The organism is Methylocaldum sp. (genome assembly GCF_039794385.1).
Classification (GTDB): Bacteria; Pseudomonadota; Gammaproteobacteria; order Methylococcales; family Methylococcaceae; genus Methylocaldum.
Window position 1 is genome coordinate 1 of record NZ_JBDIVO010000388.1, and the last position, 4036, is coordinate 4036.

4 protein-coding genes and 1 pseudogene are annotated in these 4036 nt (G+C 56.1%); 4 read left to right on the forward strand and 1 reads right to left on the reverse strand.

Annotation, left to right across the window (positions count from 1 at the left end; translation table 11 throughout):
• A pseudogene (gene pgi, locus ABJK70_RS21260) lies at positions 1 to 590 on the forward strand (glucose-6-phosphate isomerase); the annotation flags it as partial.
• A 66-nt stretch (positions 591 to 656) separates the two neighbouring features.
• Here pgi and ABJK70_RS21265 read toward each other — a convergent pair.
• Positions 657 to 1043: a class I SAM-dependent methyltransferase gene (locus ABJK70_RS21265; RefSeq protein ID WP_347259047.1), complete on the reverse strand. Its 387-nt coding sequence runs from the start codon at positions 1041 to 1043 to the stop codon at positions 657 to 659.
• Positions 1044 to 1712: 669 nt separating this feature from the next.
• Between ABJK70_RS21265 and ABJK70_RS21270 the strand changes: the two genes are divergently transcribed.
• From ABJK70_RS21270 to ABJK70_RS21280, 3 genes are all read left to right on the forward strand, one after another.
• Complete coding sequence (locus tag ABJK70_RS21270; RefSeq protein ID WP_347259044.1) at positions 1713 to 2003, forward strand: hypothetical protein; 291 nt, start codon at positions 1713 to 1715, stop codon at positions 2001 to 2003.
• Between the two features lie 255 nt (positions 2004 to 2258).
• The gene (locus ABJK70_RS21275; protein WP_347259045.1) at positions 2259 to 3737 is read left to right on the forward strand and encodes a SulP family inorganic anion transporter; all 1479 of its coding nucleotides are present in this window, start codon (positions 2259 to 2261) and stop codon (positions 3735 to 3737) included.
• 14 nt (positions 3738 to 3751) lie between these two features.
• On the forward strand, positions 3752 to 4036 hold a 285-nt coding region (locus ABJK70_RS21280; protein ID WP_347259046.1), incomplete at its 3' end, for a universal stress protein.

Consider the following 4036-nt stretch of genomic DNA (forward strand, 5'->3'; position numbering starts at 1 on the left):
ATATGGAAAGCAACGGCAAGATGGTGGATATCGAAGGCCATCCGATCGCCTACAGCACCGGCCCGATTATCTTCGGTCAACCGGGCACCAATGGACAGCATGCCTTTTATCAGTTGATCCATCAAAGTCGAAAGCTGGTTCCTTGCGATTTTATTGCGGCGGCGCAAAGCCATCACGGTCTCGGCCGGCACCATGAGACACTGATTTCGAATTTCCTCGCCCAACCGGAGGCGCTGATGCGCGGCAAGACCACCGAGGAAGCGAAGGCGGAGCTTCAAGCCAGCGGCGTTACCGGCGAGCAACTGGCAGAATTGGCGGCTGCTAAGACGTTTCCCGGAAATAAGCCGTCGAATGCCATTATTTACCAAAAGTTGACTCCGGAAACCCTGGGCGCGCTGATTGCCTTGTACGAGCATAAGGTTTTCGTGCAGGGCGCCATATGGAATATCAATTCCTTCGATCAAATGGGCGTGGAACTGGGAAAACAGCTGGCCGGCACCATTTTCACGGAAATAGGCGGCAATGAACGCGTGGAGTCGCACGACGCCTCGACCAACGCCTTGATCGGCTACTATCGGGCGTTTCGCTGATTTTTCGCCCAGTGGCGTTGCAGCTCACGCGTCCAGACGTTGCTCGTACAGCGCGGTGGCCATCGTTCAAGCGCTTTCCTTGCGCATTAGTGCCACATTCGGGCAGGGAATCTCGCAGTGCCAGCCGTGACGCCCGGCCAGACGGCGCAGCGTCGCTTCGCGGTAAAACACCACGTGGGTGGGATCGCGCCGATAGTGCCAGTCCGCAAAACGCGTGTCGTCGCTCTGGAAACAGGTCATCAGAGCCAGCCAGCCGCCCGGCCTGAGCAGTGCGTCGAGACGTCGGAACTCCCGCGAAGGCTGATGGAAATACTCGGCCACTTCGGTGCAGGTAACGAAATCGTAGATGCGACCGGTATTGCGCCAATTCCAAGTTTGCGGAAGGCAACATAGCAGGGTGCAGAAAGGTCGCTTGACAATGCCCGCAACGCCAATAATCGCGACCGCCGACACTAGCAAAAGAACAGCAGGCGGTTTGCTCGCAAACCGGGCAATACATCGAATTTTCCATGCATGGTCCCTGACATCATTCGGTACGCCGCGGTTGCCATGCCGCAGATCACCGGAGACGACATTTCGAGGTTGAATAGCGGGAAAGCAGAAAACGGCACTTCACCCGCCCTCCGTCTTCCAATCGGGTACTGGATTTTACTGAACTACAACCGACAGATGCACTTAGGCTATTCCACAGAAATAATTCCTTTCATGGACAACGCTGACGCAAACCGCTAAATTGTTAAATAAACGCAAACAAAAACGAAGCGACACCTGATCTGTCCAGTGCCTTACCTCACCTCGCCGCCCCCGCCATAGCGCCCTCCTCCTTGCCCTACTCGACAAGGCATCCGTCTTTTCTATCCAGCCATTGAAACTCGCCGTCAAGTGCACTCCAAACGACGGCCGCCGGCTATTTCGCCGTCGAAATTCCTGCCTAGGCGGAACATGATCAAGTCCATTCCGGTTAAAAACAAACATGCTAGCCGCAAGACCCCAAATAGGCTCCGGATACGCGAGCGAACGGCGCGGATCGCTGGGGCCAACAAGAGAATCTTCTACTTCGCCTCCGCCGCAACGGTTCTAACGCTTTCCGGAGATAGTTTGCTTTCCCTGCTCGGAGAAACTTTGCATTTGGCAATCGAAGTGATTGAACTCTCGTTCGAGCATTTCGCGGAAGCCGCATTCGGATTATCGTCCCGTGACGCACAGGTAGTGACGGCTTGGACCGGATTGATTTTGATGGCGTATTTGGCCACCAAATTGCTACAGAAAGTCTGCGTTGCAGCCAAGTACGCTATTGCCAAGGCGCCGGCTCGCCTAAAAGAGCTCAAGGAATCGGCGGTTTCGTATTCGGTCGGGCATCGGCTCGAGCTGGTTATGGCCGCTGCCGCAATTGTCGTTTATCTGACACTTTGATGATTGTTCACGAGGCAAGCGAGAGTAGCCAACAGGATCTCATCCGGTATTTATACAAGATTTGCTGTAGCCCCACTCTTTAGGAAGCGGCGAGCGCTGAGCCCTTGCCGCGTAGCTCGTTCGGGTTTTCGCCTTTCGGAATATTCCTTAAATCGAATTCATTGAATTATGGCCAGCTCGTCAATCGGCATGATTTAGGTCGTTGAGTTCGTCGCGATAACTGATTTCGTTCTTATTATTTGCTTGGAGCATCAAATGCTAATGTCCGTTCGACAAAACTGGTTTTCCAATATTCGCGGCGATCTGCTGTCGGGTATCGTGGTGGCGCTCGCGCTGATTCCGGAGGCGATCGCGTTCTCGATCATCGCCGGGGTCGACCCCAAGGTCGGCTTGTACGCATCGTTTTGCATCGCCGTCGTTACCGCCTTCGCGGGCGGCCGTCCAGGCATGATCTCCGCAGCCACCGGCGCCATGGCGCTGCTCATGATTACGCTGGTCAAAGAGCATGGGCTGGAATACCTCTTCGCCGCCACTATTCTGACCGGCATTCTGCAAATCATCGCCGGTTATCTCAGACTGGGCGACCTCATGCGGTTCGTGTCCCGGTCGGTGGTGACGGGGTTCGTCAACGCCTTGGCCATTCTCATCTTCATGGCGCAACTACCCGAACTCACCGGCGTGAGCTGGCATGTCTATGCGATGACCGCCGGCGGTTTGGCCATCATTTATCTGTTCCCGTTCCTGACTAGAGCCGTTCCGTCGCCGCTCGTTTGCATCGTGGTTCTGACCGCAATCGCCATAGGGTTCAACCTGGATATCCGTACCGTGGGCGACATGGGGCACCTGCCCGACAGTCTGCCGGTGTTCCTATGGCCCGATCTGCCGCTGAATGTCGAAACCCTTGGAATCGTTTTCCCCTATGCCATCACCATGGCCATCGTCGGGCTACTGGAGTCGATGATGACGGCCACCATCGTCGACGATCTCACCGACTCGCCCAGCGACAAGAATCGGGAGTGCAAGGGCCAGGGCATCGCCAATATCGCAGCGGGCCTGTTCGGCGGCATGGCGGGCTGCGCGATGATCGGCCAGTCCGTGATCAATGTGAAGTCCGGCGGGCGGACGCGACTGTCCACCCTGACGGCAGGCGTTTTCCTGTTGATCATGGTCGTATTCTTAGGGCCCTGGGTATCGCGCATCCCGATGGCGGCGCTCGTTGCCGTGATGATCATGGTTTCCATCGGAACCTTCAGTTGGGACTCCATTCGCAATCTGAGCAAATACCCCTTGAGCACCAATATCGTCATGATCACGACCGTCGCGGTGGTGGTCGCGACCCATAATCTCGCTCTCGGCGTTTTCGTCGGCGTATTGCTGGCCTCATTGTTTTTTGCGAACAAGGTCGGTCAGTTTCTCGAAGTTCGTTCGAAGTCCAGCGATGACGGTTCGATACGGACTTATCTCGTGGTCGGCCAAGTGTTTTTCACCTCCGCCGGCAAGTTCACCGCAGCCTTCGATTTCAAGGAGGATATTGATAAAGTCGTGATCGATTTGACTCGCGCCCACTTCTGGGACATCACGTCGGTGAGCGCGCTGGATAAAGTCGTCATCAAGTTCCGGCGCGAGGGCATCGAGGTCGAGATCGTCGGTTTGAACGAAGCCAGCGCGACCATCGTGGATCGGTTCGCGGTGCACGATAAACCGGAAGCCGTAGAAAAATTGATGGCCCACTGACAGAAGGTTTTAGTATGACTAAGGTAATGGCATGTATCGATGGGTCCAGGGCGGCTACGGCGGTCTGCGACTATGCGGCCTGGGCCAGTCGGCGGCTTCGGGCTCGGCTGACTTTCATTCATGTGCTGGACAAGTCGCAGTACCCGGTGGACGGCAATCTGAGCGGCAATATCGGGTTGGGCAGCCGCGAATCCTTATTGGAAGAACTGACGGCTCTGGATGAAAAACGCGGGAAACTCGCACGCGAACAGGGCCGGTTGATGCTGGCGGCGGCAAAAGAGCGTGCGGTGGCCGACGGC